Source organism: bacterium (genome assembly GCA_030655055.1).
Classification (GTDB): domain Bacteria; phylum Edwardsbacteria; class AC1; order AC1; family EtOH8; genus UBA5202.
On the sequence record JAURWH010000064.1, the window covers coordinates 1 to 17,761 of the forward strand.

The 17,761-nt window shown below is 56.4% G+C and carries 16 protein-coding genes and 1 riboswitch; all 16 genes read left to right on the forward strand.

The genetic code is table 11. The features are described from left to right. Nucleotides 1–263 precede the first annotated feature (263 nt). Nucleotides 264–1,568, forward strand: a complete 1,305-nt coding sequence (locus tag Q7U71_02930) for a thymidine phosphorylase (GenBank protein MDO9390708.1) — start codon at nt 264–266, stop codon at nt 1,566–1,568. Nucleotides 1,569–1,581: 13 nt separating this feature from the next. After that, a complete protein-coding gene (locus Q7U71_02935) occupies nt 1,582–2,352 on the forward strand; it encodes an SDR family oxidoreductase (GenBank protein MDO9390709.1) in 771 nt (256 codons plus the stop codon). 23 nt (nt 2,353–2,375) lie between these two features. Beyond that, nucleotides 2,376–3,014, forward strand: a complete 639-nt coding sequence (locus tag Q7U71_02940; GenBank protein ID MDO9390710.1) for a peroxiredoxin — start codon at nt 2,376–2,378, stop codon at nt 3,012–3,014. A gap of 37 nt (nt 3,015–3,051) precedes the next feature. After that, a riboswitch (molybdenum cofactor riboswitch) is annotated at nt 3,052–3,193 on the forward strand. 114 nt (nt 3,194–3,307) lie between these two features. Then, nucleotides 3,308–4,936, forward strand: coding sequence for an L-glutamate gamma-semialdehyde dehydrogenase (pruA, locus tag Q7U71_02945; GenBank protein MDO9390711.1), 1,629 nt, complete (start codon nt 3,308–3,310; stop codon nt 4,934–4,936). 189 nt (nt 4,937–5,125) lie between these two features. Continuing rightward, complete coding sequence (locus tag Q7U71_02950; protein ID MDO9390712.1) at nt 5,126–5,953, forward strand: substrate-binding domain-containing protein; 828 nt, start codon at nt 5,126–5,128, stop codon at nt 5,951–5,953. Next, on the forward strand, nt 5,954–6,772 hold the full coding sequence (locus Q7U71_02955) for a substrate-binding domain-containing protein (protein ID MDO9390713.1): 819 nt from the start codon (nt 5,954–5,956) through the stop codon (nt 6,770–6,772). It begins immediately after the preceding gene. A gap of 218 nt (nt 6,773–6,990) precedes the next feature. Next, a complete protein-coding gene (locus tag Q7U71_02960) occupies nt 6,991–8,208 on the forward strand; it encodes a porin (protein ID MDO9390714.1) in 1,218 nt (405 codons plus the stop codon). Nucleotides 8,209–8,297: 89 nt separating this feature from the next. Further along, nucleotides 8,298–8,993 carry an ABC transporter permease gene (locus tag Q7U71_02965; protein MDO9390715.1) on the forward strand — a complete coding sequence of 232 codons (696 nt, stop codon included), beginning with the start codon at nt 8,298–8,300 and terminating at the stop codon, nt 8,991–8,993. Continuing rightward, nucleotides 8,990–10,069 (forward strand): ATP-binding cassette domain-containing protein, encoded by a 1,080-nt coding sequence (locus Q7U71_02970; GenBank protein ID MDO9390716.1) that lies wholly within the window; start codon nt 8,990–8,992, stop codon nt 10,067–10,069. The genes Q7U71_02965 and Q7U71_02970 overlap by 4 nt, the downstream gene beginning before the upstream one ends. Nucleotides 10,070–10,178: 109 nt before the next feature. Then, nucleotides 10,179–11,390, forward strand: coding sequence for a molybdopterin molybdotransferase MoeA (locus tag Q7U71_02975; GenBank protein MDO9390717.1), 1,212 nt, complete (start codon nt 10,179–10,181; stop codon nt 11,388–11,390). A 78-nt stretch (nt 11,391–11,468) separates the two neighbouring features. After that, a complete protein-coding gene (gene mobB, locus Q7U71_02980) occupies nt 11,469–12,113 on the forward strand; it encodes a molybdopterin-guanine dinucleotide biosynthesis protein B (protein MDO9390718.1) in 645 nt (214 codons plus the stop codon). Nucleotides 12,114–12,149: 36 nt separating this feature from the next. After that, complete coding sequence (locus Q7U71_02985) at nt 12,150–12,638, forward strand: hypothetical protein (GenBank protein MDO9390719.1); 489 nt, start codon at nt 12,150–12,152, stop codon at nt 12,636–12,638. An 88-nt stretch (nt 12,639–12,726) separates the two neighbouring features. Further along, nucleotides 12,727–13,044, forward strand: coding sequence for a 50S ribosomal protein L31 (rpmE, locus tag Q7U71_02990; GenBank protein MDO9390720.1), 318 nt, complete (start codon nt 12,727–12,729; stop codon nt 13,042–13,044). Nucleotides 13,045–13,147: 103 nt separating this feature from the next. Then, complete coding sequence (thiC, locus tag Q7U71_02995) at nt 13,148–14,407, forward strand: phosphomethylpyrimidine synthase ThiC (protein MDO9390721.1); 1,260 nt, start codon at nt 13,148–13,150, stop codon at nt 14,405–14,407. Nucleotides 14,408–14,467: 60 nt separating this feature from the next. Next, nucleotides 14,468–15,001 carry a GNAT family N-acetyltransferase gene (locus Q7U71_03000; GenBank protein ID MDO9390722.1) on the forward strand — a complete coding sequence of 178 codons (534 nt, stop codon included), beginning with the start codon at nt 14,468–14,470 and terminating at the stop codon, nt 14,999–15,001. 59 nt (nt 15,002–15,060) lie between these two features. After that, a partial coding sequence (locus Q7U71_03005) for an exonuclease domain-containing protein (GenBank protein MDO9390723.1) occupies nt 15,061–17,761 on the forward strand: 2,701 nt, incomplete at its 3' end.

Here is a 17,761-nt window from a genome sequence, read left to right on the forward strand (position 1 = left end):
GACCGTCCTCAAGGAGGGCCGGAAACTGGGTTATTTGCTGGGAGCCAAAAAGACAGAGATGCATTTGCCCAAGACGGCTTGGTTCCGGAGCATCGTCAAGGGAACCGGCTGGAAGAAGGCCATGCCGATATGGATGGTGATACTGGAGTGGGCAAGGAAACGGTAATTCCCCACGAAAACCCACGAAAACCAGATCAAAACATTTCGTGCATCCTTCGGTCCGCCAAGGCGGACTCAGGACAAGTTTTATCGGGAGAGGTAATATGACCCCTTATGAGATAATCTACAAAAAACGCAACGGCGGTGAACTCTCGGCCTCCGAGATAAAATGGTTCATCGCCAGTTACACATCCGGGGCCATACCGGATTACCAGACCTCGGCCCTGCTGATGGCCATCTTCCTGAAAGGCATGACATCAGCTGAAACTACCGAGCTGGCCATGGCCATGATGAACTCGGGACGGGTGTTTGATCTCTCCGACATTCCCGGCATCAAAGTAGACAAGCATTCCACCGGCGGGGTGGGGGACAAGGTCTCCATCATCCTGGCCCCGATGGTGGCGGCGGCCGGAGTGCCGGTGCCGATGGTAAGCGGGCGGGGCCTGGGCCACACCGGCGGGACGCTGGACAAGCTGGAATCCATCCCCGGTTTCCGCACCAACCTCAGCTACGACGAGTTCCGCCATACTTTGACCCGGATAGGGCTGGCCATGATGGGCCAGACCCCGGACCTGGCCCCGGCCGACAAGAAGCTCTATGCCCTGCGCGACGTCACCGCCACGGTGGACTGCATCCCGCTGATAGCCGCCAGCATCATGTCCAAGAAGCTGGCCGAGGGTGCCGACGGGCTGGTGCTGGACGTCAAGACCGGCAGCGGAGCCTTCATGCAGAAGCACCAGGACGCCTTGGAGCTCACCAGAACCATGACGGCCATCGGGCAGGGGATGGGCAAAAAGATGAAGGCCCTGATCACCGACATGAACCAGCCGCTCGGCCGGGCGGTGGGCAATGCGCTGGAGATAGAAGAATGCGTGGAATGTCTAAAGGGCAATGGGCCACAGGACCTGATGGAGTTGACCTATGCCCTGGGCGCCGAGATGCTGGTGATGGGCGAACGGGCCAGTGATGCGGGGTCAGGCAAGAGGATCCTTGAACAGATCGTCTCCTCCGGCCAGGGATTGGAGAAATTCAGGGAAATGGTGGCGGCCCATGGCGGGGAGGTCAAAGTGGCCGATGACTATAAGAAGATACTGCCCCAGGCCAAGCATGTAATCGAAGCTAAGGCAGAGAAGTCAGGATACATCCACTCCATGGACAACCGCGAGGTTGGCATGACCGGGGTCTTTCTGGGCTGCGGCCGGCTGAGGATGGACGATATCATCGATCCCTCGGCCGGGTTCATCTTTGAACACAGGATAGGCGGCCAGGTAAAAGCCGGGGAGACCATGGTCAAAGTGCTCTGCAATGATGAGCAAAAGGGACGGGAAGCGGTCAGGCGGCTTCAGGGATGCATTAAGATCTCAGACAATAAGCCAGAAGCAGTTAAGTTAATAAAAGACATAATATAAGCAGGACAAAATAATGCAAAACTTTAGCAACAAAACAGTACTCATTACCGGGGCCTCCAGCGGGATCGGGCAGGCCTCCGCGGTGGAATTTGCAAAACTTGGCGCCAGGCTTATCCTGGCCGCCCGGCGCAAAGACCGTCTGGATCAACTGGCCACCCGTCTGATCAAAGAATACAAGTCAGAAGTTCTCACCATATCACTTGATGTCAGGGATCAGAAGGCGGTCCAGAAGGCAGTGGAAGGACTGCCGGCAGAGTGGGCCAGCATCGACATTCTGCTGAACAACGCCGGTCTGTCCCGGGGGCTGGAGAAGATTCAGGAAGGCGTCATTCAGAACTGGGAGGAGATGATAGACACCAACGTCAAGGGCCTGCTCTACGTCACCCGGGCGGTGATGCCGGGGATGGTCAAACGCAACTCCGGCCATATCGTCAACATCGGCTCCATAGCCGGGCACGAGGTCTATCCGGCTGGCAACGTCTACAACGCCACCAAGCACGCGGTGAAGGCCCTGAACAAGGCCATGCGGATGGACGCCTTTGGCACCAATATCCGGGTTACCAGCGTCGATCCGGGCTTTGCCGAGACCGAGTTCTCGGTGGTCCGGTTCCACGGCGACCAACAGCGGGCGGACAAGGTCTACCAGGGCATGACGCCCCTAAGGCCGGAGGACATCGCCGAGGCGGTGGTCTGGGCCTGCTCCCGGCCGGCCCACGTCAACATCGAGGACATCATCATCATGCCCACCGACCAGGCGGCCGTAAGCATGGTCAACCGGAAATAAAAACCAATAAGGAGGTAAGGAAAATGGAAGAGCAAAGATCCCCCATGCCGCTGATAGGCGATGATGCTCCCCAATTCAAGGCCAAGACCACCATGGGGGAGATCAATTTCCCGGAAGATTACAAGGGGAAATGGGTCATCTTATTCAGCCATCCGGCCGATTTCACCCCGGTCTGCACCACCGAGTTCATGACCTTTGCCTCCATGGACGAAGACTTCAAAAAACTTAACTGCCAGTTGATAGGTCTCTCCATCGACAGCATCTATGCCCATATTGCCTGGCTGAGGACCATCAAGGAAAAGATCGAATACAAAGGCCTGAAGAACATCGAGGTGAAATTCCCCCTGATCGAGGACATCAAAATGGAGGTGGCCAAGAAATTCGGGATGCTCCAGCCGAACGCCTCCACCACCCAGGCTGTAAGGGCCGTGCTCTATTATCCGTTGAGCAACGGACGCAACATGGAAGAGATCAAACGCCTGCTGATAGCCCTGCAGAAATCCGATGCCGAAGGCATAGCCACCCCGGCAAACTGGCAGCCCGGCGATGACGTGATCATCCCGCCGCCCGGCTCCTGCGGTGCGGCCAAGGAAAGAGTGGAAACAAAAGAGGAAGGCAAATATTGCCTGGACTGGTTCATGTGCTTTAAGAAGGGCAAGTAGTTAGATTTGACAACAACCGGGAATATCTGATATAATCCCATAAATTATTCTCCGATCCCGCTATTCTAAAGCATCATTTGCCATGAATGGCGGGACGGTTCCGCTGAAAAGCGGACAAGGGTGGGGCTGGAAACGGCTTTGCCTCCCGTATTTTGGAAAGGAGAGGTGGCCAAGAATGCAAGCGGTCCGTCAATTATAACGGGTCGCATTGTGGCCCTTTTGCGCCTATCCTTCCAAAAATTTCAAGGATGGGTTTTTTTATTACCAAATCACAACAACAGCAAGAGGGAGCAATGAACAACGCGGTATTCAACACGGCCATACCCGGCAATGAACCAATTTACGGTTACCTGAAAGGATCGCCCGAAAGAAAAGCCCTGGAAAAGGAGTTGGAGCGGCAGTCCTCAATAATAGTGGACATTCCGGCCATCATCAACGGCCGGGAGGTCCGCACCGGGAAGACAAAAAATGTGGTGATGCCCTGCGACCACGGCCATGTGCTGGCCAAATATCATCAGGTCGGCCCGGAGGAGGTCAAGCTGGCCATCAAGGCCGCCTGTGACGCCAAGGAAGAATGGATGACCATGTCCTGGGTGGAGCGCACCGCCATCACCTTGAAGGCCGCCAAGCTGATCGCCGACAAATACCGCGATCTGATCAACGCCTCCACCATGCTGGGGCAGGGCAAGAATGTCTTTCAGGCGGAGATAGACTCGGTGGGCGAGACCATAGACTTTTTAAGATTCAACGCCTATTTCATCTCCAAGATCTACGGGGAACAGCCGCTTTCCACCCCGGAGCAGATGAACCGGGTGGAATTCCGGCCGCTGGAGGGCTTCGTCTTCACCATCACGCCCTTCAATTTCACCGCCATCGGCTCCAACCTTAACATGGCCCCGGTGCTGATGGGCAATACCACCATCTGGAAGCCGGCCACCACCTCGCTGTTGTCAAACTACTACCTGATGCAGGTCTTCAAAGAGGCCGGCCTTCCGGACGGGGTGATCAACTTCCTGCCGGGCTCGGGCGCGGTCATCAGCGAAGTGGCACTGAAATCCAAGGAACTGGCCGGGATCCACTTCACCGGTTCCAACAACACCTTCAACAGCCTTTGGAAAGGCGTCTCGGACAACCTGGGAACCTACAAGTCATACCCCAAATTGGTGGGGGAGACCGGCGGCAAGGATTTCATCTTCGTCCACAACTCCTCCGATCCCACCCAGGTGGCCGCGGCCTTTGTCCGGGGAGCTTTTGAATACCAAGGGCAGAAGTGCTCGGCCTGCTCCCGGGGCTATGTCCCAAAATCATTGTGGCCGGAGGTCAAGGACAGGATGCAGGGCATGCTTAAGCGCATCAAGCTGGGCGATGTCAGGGACTTTGACTGTTTTGTCAACGCGGTGATAGATGAAAAGTCATTTGACTCCATCATGGGATATATTTCCAAAGCAAAATCCAGCACCAGTGCCAAGATCATTGCTGGCGGTGAAGGTGACAAGAGCAAGGGTTACTTTGTCCAGCCCACCGTCATAGAAACGTTTGTTCCCCGTTTTGTGACCATGGAGGAGGAGATCTTCGGGCCGGTGCTGACCATCTACGTCTACGACGATGACCAGTTCGAGGAGACCCTGAAGATCTGCGACAGCACCTCGCCCTACGCCCTGACCGGGGCCATCTTCGCCCGGGATCGCTCGGCCATCGTCACGGCCTGCCAGGCCCTGCGTTATGCCGCCGGAAACTTCTATTACAACGACAAGTGCTCCGGGGCCATGGTGGGATTGCAGCCGTTCGGAGGCGCCCGGGCCTCCGGCACCAACGACAAGGCCGGCGGGGTCTACAATCTTTTGCGCTGGATCTCGCCCCGGACCATCAAGGAGAACTACCTGCCCCCGGTGGATTTCCCCTACCCCTACATGGAAAAATGATTTAAACCAAGCCTGCCGTCTAAACGGTCAAGAAACATTCAAACAATAGATTATACGGGGTATCTTTGACAGGATTTACAGGATTATTTATGATTTAATCTTGGGAATCATGTTAATCCTGTCTGTTCCGGAAAAGTTAGAGTGATAAAATAAACTATTAACCCATCATAAACACTTTTAGGAGAAACAATGAAGAGGTTCACCACCCTGGCGCTTTCCCTGCTTCTGGTGCTTTCCCTGCTGGCTCCGGCGGCCCTGGCCAAGGACAAGCCCAAGCTGGTCCTGGCCACCACCACCAGCACCATGGATTCGGGACTGCTGGATTTCCTGGTTCCCATCTTCGAAAAGGAGAACGGCTGCAAGGTGCAGGTGATAGCGGTCGGCACCGGGGCCTCCATCCGCTACGGCAAGGACGGCAACGCCGACGTCGTGATGGTCCACGATCCGGTGGCCGAAGAAGTAGTGGTCAAGGAAGGCTTTTTCGTGGAACGGAAATACCTGATGTACAATGATTTTGTCATTGTGGGCCCGGCCGAGGATCCGGCCGGCATCAAGGGCCTGGCCTCCGCCACCGAAGCGCTGAAGAAGATAGAGGCTTCGCAGGCAACCTTCGTCTCCCGGGCCGACCAGTCCGGCACCCACAAGAAAGAACAGCGGCTGTGGGAAGTGGCCGGCGTCAAGCCCAAGGGCTCCTGGTACCTGGAGGCCGGCGCCGGGATGGAGGCCATCCTGCGCATCGCCAACGAAAAACGGGCCTACAGTATGACCGACCGCGGCACCTACCTGGCCCACCAGAAGGAGTATGACCTGCCGATCCTGAACGAGGGGGACAAGGAATTGTTCAACCCCTACCACATCATGCTGGTGGCCCCGGCCAAATACCCGTTCGTCAACTATTCCCTGGCCAAGAAATTCTCGGATTTCCTGACCTCGGAGCGCGGCCAGAAGATGATCGCCGAGTACGGCGTGGACAAGTACGGCCAGCCCCTGTTCTACCCGGCGGCGGAGAAGAAATAAATGAAGAAACTCTTATTAACGCTTATCGTCTCAATAAGCCTGTGTTCTTTGGCCCTGGCCGGGCAGACCCTGATCGTGGCTTCCACCATGAGCCCCTACGATACCGGGCTGTATACCGATCTGCTGCCAAAATTCGAGCAGATGTATGACTGCAAGATCCTGCTGTATTCCCTGCCCACCGGCAAGGCTCTTGGCCTGCTGCAGTCCGGAGCGGCCGACGTGGCCATCGTCCACGACCGCAAGGCCGAGGATGCGGTGCTGCTGGCGGGTTTCGGCACCCAAGCCTGGGACCTGATGTACAACGACTTCGTGCTGGCGGGGCCGCTGGACAACCCGGCCGGTATCGACAGTTCGCTGCCAGATGTCAAGATCGCTTTGGCCAAAGTGCGGGATGCCAAGGCCAAATTCTATTCCCGGTCCGACATGTCCGGCACCCACCAGAAGGAGATGGCCCTGTGGCAGTCCGCCGGGATAGATCCCATCGACAGCGAATGGTATTCCGAGACCGGGCTGGGCACGGTCAAGGTCTTAACCAAGGCCGACAAGGACGGAGCCTACACCCTGGCCGACCGGGCCACCTGGCTGACCTACAGCAAGGATTACCCGAACCTCAAGATCGTCTGCCAGCGCGACCAGCTGATGCTCAATTACATCCGGATCATCACCGGGTCGCCGGCCAAGTATCCCCAGCTAAATTACGACCTGGCGGTAAAATTCGTGAAATTCATGCTCTCGCCCGAAGTGCAGGAAATGATCCGGGTCTCGGGCATGGACAAATTCGGCGAGCCCCTGTACATTCCCGATGCCAAAAACAAATAACCAAAAATGATTATCCAACTTACTAAGGAACCTTTATCCACAGATTAACGCAGACGCTGTCGTGAGCTTAGTCGAATGATGGTAACGAGTTTATTTGCATATAAAAATATTTACTTGAATATGAAAAATCTGTGAAATCTGCGGATAGAAACCCTTTTGGTGTGTGTTCCTAAGCTAATTGGATAGACATTCAACCAAATATCTAAAAGAGAGAGATAATGAAGAGAATATTATTACTGGCCATGGTCTTTGCCTTAGCCGGATCAGCCTTCGCCTTTGATGTCAAGACCGACGCCAAGCAGGATTACCCCACTTTCAAGGTCAACGGCTGGCTCAAGCTTACCTACATGGACACCCTGTATCACGACGCTTTGGTCACCTATCCTGCGGGTTTCGAGGCCAAGGACGCGGCCATCACCGTCAGCGGCGACGCCTGGAGCAACCTGGCCTACCGGATCTGCCTTTCGGCCAACAAGGCCACCAAGGCCGGCACCAGCACGGTCTATGCCACCTGGCTGTTCGACGCATACGCCGACTGGAAGCCCTCCAAGCTTTATTCCTTCCGGGTGGGCCAGTACAAGCGGCCTTTTGGATATGAGCAGATGCTGGCGGCCACCAGCATGGATTTCGTCAGCGCCGCCCAGCTTACCGGGAAGTTCAACGCCAGCAACCGGGAGGTTGGCGTGATGGGCTTCGGCGTCTGGAATGACCTGAATTATTCGCTTTCGGTGGGCAACGGCTCCCCCTACAACGAAAAGGACGCCAATCCGTCAAAGACAGTCGTTTCCCGCATCGTCTATGCGCCGCTGGCGGGCATGACCGTGGGCGGCTCGGTGGAATACGGCACCCAGAACACCGCCGGGAAGAGCTACTACAACCGCCACGCCGGCCTGGACGTGAACTACGAGCGGGGCAAGCTGTTCGCCCGGGGCGAGATCATGATCGGGAACGATGACAAATTGAACGTAGATACTACATCTTTTTTCAGCACCATTAAGACCTTCCATACCGATACTTTAATTCGCGGCGTCTATGATACAACTACCAGTACCTGGAATGATACAGTTTATACTCGTCCGGATTCCGTAATGACCAAAAAATATTACAAATTCAGCGAGGTGGCAGGCAAACTGATGCGGGGGGCCTACATCACAGTGGGCTATGTGCCAATGCAGAAGCTGAAGGTCAGCGTCAGGGGCGACCTGTACCGCGAGGACTATAGCTGGAAGTTGACGAAAGTAAACATAAGCCCAACAGTTACTGATACTGTTTGGGTAAAGACCGAGGCCCGGACCACGGTCTGGACGCTGGGAGCTGACTATTTCCTGAATGCCAATACCAAGGTCAGTCTGAACTACGATATCAAGCAGGAAGACCTGGTCTACCGGCCATACAAGAACAACATTCTATCGGCCCAGCTGCAGGTGAAGTTCTAATCAACCTTTTCTTACGGTAACAAAACATAGGAGCGCATTTCCAAGGCGCTCCTATTGTTTTTAAATCAATCTTTTGCTATTATTATACTATGTTCAATTTGATGCAAAGCATGCAGCAGGCCCTGGGTCTGCTGCTGAAATTCGACCCCGAGATCTGGCAGATAGTGTTTTTGTCCCTGCAGGTCTCTTTTGCCTCTTCGCTGATCGCCGTGGTTTTGGCCGTACCGCTGTCCCTGGCCATTACCCAGAACGAATTCAGGGGCAAGAGGATCGTCATCGGAACGGTCAACAGTTTCATCGCCATCCCCGCGGTGGTGATAGGGCTGGTCTGCTATCTGCTTCTGTCCCGCTCGGGGCCGCTGGGATTCTGGCACCTGCTGTATACTCCATCGGCCATCATCATAGCCCAGACCCTGCTGATCATCCCTCTGATGACCGGCCTAAGCATCTCGGCCCTGCAGTCTTTGGGGCACCGGGTGAAGGAGACCATGATCACCCTGGGGGCCGGCCGGTGGCATCTGATCCTGGGAATAATGCGTGAGGTCCGCTTTGCCCTGGCCGCAGCCTTCATCACCGGTTTCTCCCGGGTGCTGGGCGAGACCGGCATGACCATGATGGTGGGCGGCAACATCATGGGCGACACCCGGGTGATGACCACCGCCATCGCGCTGGAGACCATCAAGGGCAATTTTGAGCTGGGGATCGCATTGGGACTGGTGCTTTTGATAGTGGCCATAGGCATCAACATCATCCTTCAGACAGTGCAGGGGAGGGCCGGACGATGAAGATCGCAGCCCACAACCTTTCCAAACGTTTTGACGGCAAGGCCGTGCTCAAGGACGTCTCGCTGACCATCGATGCCCCGGGCATCTACGCCCTGGTGGGCCCCAACGGCTCCGGCAAGACCACTCTGATGCGGATCCTGGCCCTGCTGGAGAAAAGCGACGGCGGGACCCTTAAATACAAGACCCGGGGCAGCGAGGGATATGATGCGGTGGTGCATTCACCGGGCATCAGGAAGAAGATGGGGCTGATCCACAACCCGGCGGTGATGCTGTCCGGCACGGTGCGCTACAACCTGGAGTACGGCCTGCGGGTAAGGGGCGTGTCCCAATCCGAGCGGAGAAGAAGGACTGACCAGGTGCTGGAGGCCCTTTCTCTAAGGGGTTTCGGGAAACGCGAGGCCAGGACCCTGTCGGCCGGGGAGATCCAGCGGGTGGCGCTGGGCCGGGTGCTGGCGCTGGACCCGGAGGTGGTGTTCCTGGACGAGCCCACCGCCAACCTGGATCCCTTGAGCGCCAAGCTGATAGAGAAGACGATCCTGGAACTGGCCTCCCGGGGCAAGAAAGTGGTTTTGGCCACCCACAATCTTTGGCAGGTGGAGCGGATCGCTAACTGGGTCTGGTTCCTTAACGACGGAGTGATCTCCATCTCCGGCACTGCCCAGGATGTTCTACACAAGGGCGACCAGGCCTTTTGGGGAAAGTTCTTGGGCCGGGACAATATGTATAATGGGGAAATCGTCAAAATAGGAAATGGGAAGTCGTTCCGATGCGGGGATGTGTCGTTTGAAGTGGTGACCGAACTGGAAGGCCAGGCCATGGCCAGTCTTAATCCTACCGAAATAATATTGTCCAGCCAGAAGCTGGTCAGCAGCGCCCGCAATGTGCTGGAGGGAATTGTTACCGAGGCCGTTTCCGAGGGCGGGTTGTACAAGGTTACTTTAGATATTGGTCTCCCGTTGGACGTGGCCATTACCAAGGCCTCGTGGGACGAGATGGGTTTGCAGAAGGGCAGCAAGGTGTATGCGGTGTTCAAGGCCAGCAGTATCAGGGTGTGGAGGGAAGAGAACGGGGGATAGGGAATAGATTATTGGGATTGGATTATTGTAGGGGCGAGTCGTGCCTCGCCCAGGGAATGGTATGATGGGGATTTGATAATAGACATTAGGTGTAACAAAAAGGAAACGAATGATCTCATTCCACGAAGCGCGCAGTAAAATGCTGGAGGGCATAAAATCCCTGCCCCCAGAAAAATGCCGTCTGGCGGACCTCTTGGGCCGGGTGCTTGCCCAGGACATCACGGCCACGTTCGACATCCCGCCCAGGGATAACTCGGCCATGGACGGCTTTGCCGTCATCGCCTCCGATGTGGCCGGGGCTTCGGAGCAAAGTCCGGTGACCCTGCAGATCATCGAAGACGTTCCGGCCGGCCAGGTGGCCGCCATGTCCTTGAAACCGGGGCAGGCCATCAGGATCATGACAGGGGCGCAGATACCTGCTAATGCTGACAGCGTCATTCCGGTGGAAGAGACGTCAACGGGAATATCGAATACTGAAGTTAGAATATTGATGGCAGTCAGGCAAGGGGCCAATGTTCGCAGGCAGGGAGAGGATGTTACTGCAGGGCAATTGCTGATAACCAAGGGAACAAGATTGCGGCCGCAGGAGGTGGGTCTGATAGCTTCCTTGGGCTTGACCGAAGTCCTGGCTTCCAAACAGCCGGTGGCGGGGATCATCTCCAGCGGCAACGAGGTGGCCGCGCCGGGCCAGCCGCTGAAGCCGGGACAGATATACGACGCCAACCGTTTCAGCATCGGCGGGCAGGTGAAAGAGGCCGGGGCGGTGGTAAAAGATTACGGCATCATCGCCGACGATCTGGCAAAGATCAAGCAAACCCTGAACCAGGCGGCCCGGGAGTGCGATGTGGTCATCACTTCGGGCGGGGTCTCGGTGGGCGACTACGACCTGATGAAACAGGCTTTGTCCGAACTGGGGCAGATGAACTTTTGGCAGGTGAAACAGAAACCGGGAAAACCGCTGGCCTATGGGCATATCAACGGCAAGCCGGTGGTTGGGCTTCCGGGCAACCCGGTGTCCTCAATGGTGGTCTGCGACCAGTATGTCCGTCCGCTGCTGCTGAAGATGCAGGGCAGTCAAAACATTTTCAAAGTGCCGATAACAGCGGTCTGCGACCAGGCCGTAAAGAAACCCGCCGGTAAGACCCAATTTCTGCGGGCAAAAGTGAAATGGCAGGATGGAGCGTACCATGCTGTTCTTACCGGGCCACAGGGGTCTGGTATTTTGACCTCCATGGTCCAGGCCGACGGGCTGATGATACTGCCGGAGGAGTGCGAGGGAGTGAATCCGGGGGACACCGTGCACATTGAACTGTTCGGATGAACGGGACGCAGATGAACGCTGATTTTTCAACATGAAAACTTTAAACTGTAAACTGTAAATTCAGTAACTGGTGAAGCCATGCAGCCAATAATCTCCTTCGTCGGACATTCCAACTCCGGCAAAACAACGCTGATAGAGCAGATCGTCCGCATCCTCAGCCGCAAGGGCTACCGGGTCGGGGTGCTTAAGCACACCCACGGCGCCATCAAGGCCGACAAGCGCGGGACCGACACCGACAAGTTCCGCCTGGCCGGGGCCGGGATCTCGTCCATCACCGACGACAAACTGCTGGTGCGGTTCGAGGATGCCAAAAAACTGACCCCAAAAATAATAGCCAGTGCTTTGTCCAGGGAACTTGACCTGCTGATAATAGAGGGCTATAAGAAGGAATCGTTCCCCAAAGCGCTTTTTTCGGATGAACTTTCCTCGGTCAATCTTAAAGGCATCATCGCCACCATAGGCAAAAAGACCCCGCCGGACGGCAAGGTCAGGCATTTCAGCCCCTCAAAGCCGATTGAGATAGCCCGATGGCTGGAGCAGACCTTCATCCTGCCGGCCCGGAAGGACAGGGCGCTTCAGGTGCTGATCGACGGCAAACCATTGCCCATGAACCCCTTCGTCAGGAAGATGATCAAAGAGACCCTGGCCGGGATGCTGAAGAGCCTGAAAGGCGGGCGGGGCCGTAAGACCCAGATATTGATTGACTTTAGCACCAAAATGTAGTATCCTTATAGCCCTAATTGTATTCAGGAGACAAAGATGAAAAAAACATTGCTTTTTGCCGCACTGGCGGCATTGATCGTTGGCTGCGCCAAAAAGGAACAGCCCAAACCTGCGGCGGCCCCGGTTCCGGCCAAACCCGCATCCGTGGCTTTTGTGTGCTTTGTCAAGGGCGACGTCCAAAAGCTCATCAGCGGGACCTGGATGCCGGCCGTGCTGGGTGATTCGCTGTATGCCGGAGACTGTCTGAATATCACCGACAAGGCGGAACTTGAGCTTAATGATGCCCAGGGCAAATTGGTAAAACTGCTGGGACCCCAGACCGACGAAGTGACCACCTTGCTGCAGAAGGCTGCTGTGGCCCCGGAAGCAAAACAGGAAAGCAAGGCCTTGAAAAGCCTGAAGAAGATCGAAGGCAAGAAGGAGGCCCTGACAGAGCAGACGCCCACCGCCGTGGCCGGGATCAGGGGAACGCAGAAGCGCAAGCCGATGCCGGATACCACCGCCGTAGAAGACACCACCAAATAGCTTTCGCACGGAAGTATCTAGTAGCCAGTATTCAGTATTCGCAGACGAGAGAATAAAACAAAATAATATACCAACCCAAGGAGTAAACATGAAAAAGGGCATACATCCCAAGTACGAGGCCACCACCATCACCTGCAGCTGCGGCAATGTCATCAACACCCGCTCCACCTCCAAGGACATCCACGTGGAAATCTGCTCCAGCTGTCATCCTTTCTATACCGGAAAAGAGAAGCTGCTGGATGCCGCCGGCCGGGTGGAACAGTTCCGCAAGCGCTATGCCAAGAAGGACGGCGCCGAGGCCAAGCCCAAAGCCGCCGCCAAGGCCGAAGTAAAGGCCGAGGCCAAGCCCAAGGCCGAGCCGAAACCCAAAGCCGAAGCCAAGCCCAAGGCCGCTGCCAAAGCCTAAGGAACGGTTCTTAGAACATCATAGAAAAGCAAGGAACATGGCGAGTTTCACCAAAAGAAACTCGCTATTTGCTTAACCCCTTATAACCAGGAAGTGAGTCACATTGAACATCCACGAGAGCATCATCAAGAAGATTGCCGAGGACGAAAGGGTCCCCTGGGAGACCATTAAAGAAGGCCTGGAACAGGGCACCATCGTGATCCCCATGAACAAGAACCGCCGGCTGTTGAAGCCCTGCGCGGTGGGCAAGGGCCTTAGAACCAAGGTCAACGCCAACATCGGCACCTCGCAGGACACGGCCGAGCTGTCCATTGAACTGGAGAAGCTGAAGGCCGCGGTGGGGGCCGGGGCCGACGCCATCATGGACCTTTCCACCGGCGGCGACATCGACGCGGTGCGGCGGGAGATACTGCTGCAGTGTCCGGTGCCACTGGGAACCGTGCCCATCTATCAGGCGGCCATCGAGGCGGTGAAGAACAAAAAATCCCTGGTGGAGATGACCGTGAACGAGATCTTCTCGGTGATCGAGCGCCAGGCCAGGGACGGGGTGGACTTTCTGACCGTTCACTGCGGCATCACATCGGAATCCGTCAAACGCCTTAAGCAGGAGGGCCGGGTGGCCAGCGTGGTCAGCCGGGGCGGGGCCTTTACCATCGAATGGATGACCTATAACAAGGCCGAGAACCCGCTTTACCAGTATTACGACCGTCTGCTGGATATCTGCAAGGAGCACAACGTCACCTTAAGTCTGGGCGACGGATTCCGGCCGGGCTGTCTGGCCGACGCCACCGACCGGGCCCAGATCCAGGAGCTCATTACCCTGGGCGAACTGGTGGACCGGGCCCGGGCCGCCGGGGTCCAAGCCATGGTGGAAGGGCCGGGCCACGTGCCGATAGACCAGATAGAGACCAATGTCAAGATACAAAAGGAACTGTGCAAGGGCGCGCCGTTCTATGTGCTGGGCCCGCTGGTCACCGACATCGCGCCGGGTTACGACCACATCACCGCGGCCATCGGCGGGGCCTGGGCGGCCTACTTCGGGGCGGACTTCCTTTGCTACGTCACCCCCAGCGAACACCTGAAACTGCCGGACATAGATGACGTCCGGGAAGGGGTGATAGTCCTGCGGATAGCGGCCCACGCCGCCGACATCGCCAAGGGCGTGCCGGGGGCCAGGGAATGGGACCTGAAGATGTCCCAGGCCCGCAAGGCCCTGGACTGGGACAAACAGATAGAACTTTCCATCAACCCGCCCCACGCCCGGCAGGTTTACGAATCTGCACCAAAGAGGGAAAGCGGGGCCTGCACAATGTGCGGGGATTATTGTTCCATGAAGAAGATGAACGAAGTGGAGAAGAAGTGATCTTGCCACAGAGACAAAGAGGTACAGAGGTATTTATTATTTCATCATGATCATTTTAACATGAAGCAAGTGCGATTAATTGAACCACCGGTTTTGTTAAGAGAACAGTTTGTTGATTTCATGTCAGACTGGAATGCAACTGGCGAGCAGCTTGTGCCTTTCGTTTTAGCTATGGACTATTCCAACTACCAAGAGTATATCCAAAAACTTAAAAATTACAGTCTGGGAATAGGGCTTCCAGATGGATTCGTTCCTCATTCAACATTTTGGCTGATATATGATGACAAAATAATAGGCGTTTCCAATTTGCGCCATTCGCTGACTGATAAATTATTGAAAGAGGGTGGAAATATTGGTTATGGTATACGGCCCACCGAAAGACAAAAAGGTTACGCGACCATACTGCTCCAATTGACGTTAGAAAAAGCCAGGGCCATGGGTCTGTCAAAAGTATTGTTGACCTGCGACAAAGATAATGTAGGTTCTGTTAAAACCATATTGAACAACAATGGCGTTTTAGACAGCGAAGAAGAAATAAATGGCAAGGTTCATCAAAGGTATTGGATAGAATTGAGCCGGAATCCTCAATACTGAATATTGAAGGTATAAAATTAGTGTCTTAGTGTCTTTGTGGTGAAAGAAATAATGAAATAATGCCGAAAAAGAAAAAAGAACATATCACCGAACACACCGAGGCGAGGGAAGAAGCGCAGCCCCTCGCCTTTATAGCAGTTGACCTGGAGACCACCGGCCTCAACCGGGAGCGGGACGAGATCATCGAGATCGGGGCCGTCAGGTTCCAGGACGGCCTGCCGGGCGAGACGTTCAAGGCCCTGGTCAACCCCCAGCGCGACCTGTCGCCGTTCATCAAGCGCCTGACCGGCATTACCCAGGACGAGGTGGACAGCGCGCCGGTGCTTTCCGAGACCCTGCCCAAATTTTTGGAGTTCATCGGGGACTCGGCGCTGGTGTTCCACAATAGCCGGTTCGACCTGTCGTTCCTGCGGAACGGGGCCGAGGTCAACAACACCGCCTGGGACACCCTGACCCTTTCCCGCTGCCTGCTGCCCCAGAACAAGAGCCACAGCAAGGACAACCTCTGCAAATATTTCCGGATAGAGACCGGGCATTCACACCGGGCCTACGACGACGCTTTGGCCACCGGCCACCTCTTTGTCCGGTTGCACCAGATGCTTCCGGGACTGGAGCTTTCGCTGCTGGAGAAGATGTCGCACCTGGCCCTGCCGGGGCACCGGGAGCTGATAGCCAAGGCCCGGGCGGAGTCCAGGGAAGGCCCGTTGGTCATTGCCGAACCCAGGGCCAGATACGAGGAAGAGCCGGAGCCCAAGAACGAAAAGATATCAAACGACCTCAAACAGGTATGGGGCAGGGACGGGAAATTAGCCGGGATCCTTAATGACAATTACGAAGAGCGCCCGGAGCAGGAGAAGATGGCGCTGGCGGTGATGGACGCTTTGGAGGACGAGCACCTGCTGCTGGCCGAGGCCGGCACCGGCACCGGCAAAAGTCTGGCCTACCTGATACCGGCGGTGATCTGGTCTCGCAAGACCAGCCAAAGAGTGATAATCTCCACCCATACCAAGAACCTTCAGGAACAGCTTTTTTACAAGGACATCCCCCTGCTGCGAAAGGCCATCGGGCATTTCGAGGCCGCCCTGCTTAAAGGCCGCAGCAACTATCTCTGTCTGCGGCGCTGGCAGGAGGTCAGTTTCCATCCCGAACTTTTTTTGAACCCCGAGGAAAGGGAGGAGGCCCTGATACTTCTGCCCTGGTCGCAAAAGACCAAAACCGGGGACATCGCCGAGCACGGCGGGTTCAATCCGGCCCGGGCCCCCGGACTGTGGGGCAAGATCTGTTCCGACGTGCTGAACTGCCAGAACAACCACTGCCCGCTGTTCAACAAATGCTTCCTGCGGATGGCCCGGCGCCGGGCCGAGGAATCGCAGATAGTGGTGGTCAACCATTCCCTGCTTTTCTCCGACCTGTCGTCCCAGAACCGTATCCTGCCGGAATACCAGCGCCTGGTGATAGACGAGGCCCACAACATCGAGCGGGTGGCCACCGATCTCCTGGGCTACGGCTTCAGCCGCTGGGACCTGAGCCGGCTGATGCAGGGCCTTTACTCCAAGCGCCCTTCCGAAAGCGGCCTGCTGATGCTGGTCTCCCGCTGGATACAGAAATCCAAGGCCGACGGAGCCCTGTCCCAGACCCTGCAGCGCACCGCCCTGGATCTGGCCGGGCAGACGCTGGAGACCGGCAAGGCCGGGGAAAAGTTTCTGGCCTTCAAGTTCAACCTAGGGGACGTCAAAAAACTGCAGGAGAAAAAGCGCTATCTGACCGGCGATTCCTTCCAGCAGCAGATCCTGAGCGAAGGGCAGGGGCTGGTGGACATGCTGCTGGACCTGTCATCCCGTCTGGATAATTTCAAGGAAGCTTTGGGAAATTTCCCCTCGGACCAGAAGCAGGAAAAGGAGCTGTTCCTGGAGGAGCTGGGCAAGCGGGCCCTGGAATGCCGGACCCTGGCCAACACCCTGGGCCGGCTGCTTTCGGCCGACGACCGGGGATACGTCTACTGGGCCGAGCCCGGCGGCAACTACAACGGTCTGCGCCTGGTGGCCGGCCCGCTGGAGGTGGGTGCGGTGCTGAACGAGCAATTGTACCCCGAGCTCAAGACCGCCGTCTTTACCTCGGCCACCCTGACGGTGGAGGGAAGCTTTGATTTCTTCAAAAGCCGGGTGGGGTTGATGTCCATGGACCAGGAGATGCTGGTCCAGCTGCTTTTGGCCTCGCCCTTCGATTTCAAGAAACAGGCGGCCCTGCTGGTTCCCCAGTACCTGCCCTCGCCCAAGACCCCGCAGTTCAACCAGAGCTTCATAGACCTTTTGCATCTGGTGCTGGCCCGCCACCAGACCGGGGGGCTGGTGCTGTTCACCTCGTTCGATCTATTAAACCGCAGTTACCAGAGCCTGCTGGAATCCGGCCGGGCCAACATTCTGGCCCAGGGCATTGACGGCCATCCATCGCAGTTGATAGAGCAGTCATTGAGCAACCGGGAGACGGTGATCTTTGGCACCAACAGTTTTTGGGAGGGGGTGGACCTGCCGGGCCAGGCGTTGGATCTGCTGGTGATCTCCAAACTGCCGTTCTCCGGTCCCAGCGATCCATTGGTGGAGGCCCGCTGCCAGGTGATCGAGCAGAACGGCAACAGCTCGTTCCACCAGTACCTGCTGCCCGAGGCGGTGATCCGCTTCCGCCAGGGTTTCGGGCGCCTGATCCGCAACAAGACCGACAAGGGTCTGGTGATAGTGGCCGACAGCCGGATCATCAACACCG

What these genes read in the sequence shown, in the direction of transcription:
- Q7U71_02985 (MDO9390719.1), top strand. Translation starts at nt 12,150, where the DNA reads ATGAAAAAAACATTGCTTTTTGCCGCACTGGCGGCATTGATCGTTGGC.
- mobB (MDO9390718.1), top strand. Translation starts at nt 11,469, where the DNA reads ATGCAGCCAATAATCTCCTTCGTCGGACATTCCAACTCCGGCAAAACA.
- Q7U71_02960 (MDO9390714.1), top strand. Translation starts at nt 6,991, where the DNA reads ATGAAGAGAATATTATTACTGGCCATGGTCTTTGCCTTAGCCGGATCA.
- Q7U71_02935 (MDO9390709.1), top strand. Translation starts at nt 1,582, where the DNA reads ATGCAAAACTTTAGCAACAAAACAGTACTCATTACCGGGGCCTCCAGC.
- Q7U71_02975 (MDO9390717.1), top strand. Translation starts at nt 10,179, where the DNA reads ATGATCTCATTCCACGAAGCGCGCAGTAAAATGCTGGAGGGCATAAAA.
- Q7U71_02940 (MDO9390710.1), top strand. Translation starts at nt 2,376, where the DNA reads ATGGAAGAGCAAAGATCCCCCATGCCGCTGATAGGCGATGATGCTCCC.
- Q7U71_02950 (MDO9390712.1), top strand. Translation starts at nt 5,126, where the DNA reads ATGAAGAGGTTCACCACCCTGGCGCTTTCCCTGCTTCTGGTGCTTTCC.
- rpmE (MDO9390720.1), top strand. Translation starts at nt 12,727, where the DNA reads ATGAAAAAGGGCATACATCCCAAGTACGAGGCCACCACCATCACCTGC.
- Q7U71_03000 (MDO9390722.1), top strand. Translation starts at nt 14,468, where the DNA reads ATGAAGCAAGTGCGATTAATTGAACCACCGGTTTTGTTAAGAGAACAG.
- Q7U71_02965 (MDO9390715.1), top strand. Translation starts at nt 8,298, where the DNA reads ATGTTCAATTTGATGCAAAGCATGCAGCAGGCCCTGGGTCTGCTGCTG.
- Q7U71_02955 (MDO9390713.1), top strand. Translation starts at nt 5,954, where the DNA reads ATGAAGAAACTCTTATTAACGCTTATCGTCTCAATAAGCCTGTGTTCT.
- Q7U71_02970 (MDO9390716.1), top strand. Translation starts at nt 8,990, where the DNA reads ATGAAGATCGCAGCCCACAACCTTTCCAAACGTTTTGACGGCAAGGCC.
- pruA (MDO9390711.1), top strand. Translation starts at nt 3,308, where the DNA reads ATGAACAACGCGGTATTCAACACGGCCATACCCGGCAATGAACCAATT.
- Q7U71_02930 (MDO9390708.1), top strand. Translation starts at nt 264, where the DNA reads ATGACCCCTTATGAGATAATCTACAAAAAACGCAACGGCGGTGAACTC.